1 protein-coding gene is annotated in these 1,047 nt (G+C 54.7%); it reads left to right on the top strand.

Going from position 1 to position 1,047, the window contains the following annotated elements; translation table 11 throughout:
• Nucleotides 1-729 precede the first annotated feature (729 nt).
• A complete protein-coding gene (locus BXP70_RS30195; protein ID WP_179197908.1) occupies nt 730-885 on the top strand; it encodes a hypothetical protein in 156 nt (51 codons plus the stop codon).
• Nucleotides 886-1,047: the final 162 nt, after the last annotated feature.

Here is a 1,047-nt window from a genome sequence, read left to right as displayed (position 1 = left end):
GCGGTGGCGCATAGCGAGCAAGAAGAAAACGGACGAGTTGCAACCTAGGCAGGCAGCAACCTAGCTAGTACTGACGGGGGTTGCTAAAACGTTATAGCAACGGAAGGTATGAAATAGCGGCCAGCTTTCCGCTCCTGGCTGATCAGCCGGTGTTCTCTTCTCGTTGTGGGGAAAGCACGCTTTCTATCTTTGGCTAGAAGTGCTCCGCTCGTGGCGTGCATAGCGCCGAACAAAGCGGGCTATTACCTCTGTGGGAATGCGCTGCTGCACGGCGTAGAAGTTCTTCACCTTGTGTGCACTGCCAGGGGCCTACCGCAACAGCCGTACTTATCCACAGTGGTCAGCAGCTGTGGCAGGTTCCTTGCCTAGGCATTGATTGTGCGACCTTCTCCTACTTCCCCTCCGCCCTGCTGGTACCGTGCCGCCGGGGTGATCCTGCTAGGGGGACTAGTGCTTTTGTTGCAACAATGTGGTAGCCTGCAGCCTTAGCGTAGGCTTGTCCTGTAAGAAGAGAAAGAGACGCAATGTAACAATCGCCCGTTATTCGAGTAAGCTAGCTTATCAAAGAATAAAGTAGTTTTCCAACAAAAAGGCCCAGCTACTAGCCGGGCCTTTTTTGTTCGGGGTACCAACCGCCTATACTACACTACCCCAACGACTACGCGTTTGCCTTTATCGACGACGGCCAGTTGTGACTAAGTCCCACCCATNAAGCAGTGGTGGTCCGTGGTGCTCGATCGGAAGCGCTTACACCACCAAGGGGCGCTGGAATATGGGCAAGCGTTGTGCGCGGCCTATTTGCAGGTGTACCCGCAACAAGAACACCGAGTAGGCAAGGCACAGATTCTCACCGTACTCATGCGGGCCTTGGATACGATCCACTAGCTTCCCCCTAGGCGAGAAAGGCTCTACTCAATTCACTGGTCCATTCGGGCACCTACACGAGTGCCGCGGCTAACCGACGGGAAAGCGGCTAGCGGCTGAGCTGTTGCGCAAGAGTACCATCGGCAACCGCTCAAAATAAAAGGACGTGACAGGCAGAGAAAT

The sequence above is a fragment of the Hymenobacter crusticola genome, from assembly GCF_002154225.1.
Taxonomy (GTDB): Bacteria; Bacteroidota; Bacteroidia; order Cytophagales; family Hymenobacteraceae; genus Hymenobacter; species Hymenobacter crusticola.
Note: the sequence above shows the minus strand (reverse complement) of the source record. Positions and strands in the feature narration are given on the sequence as shown.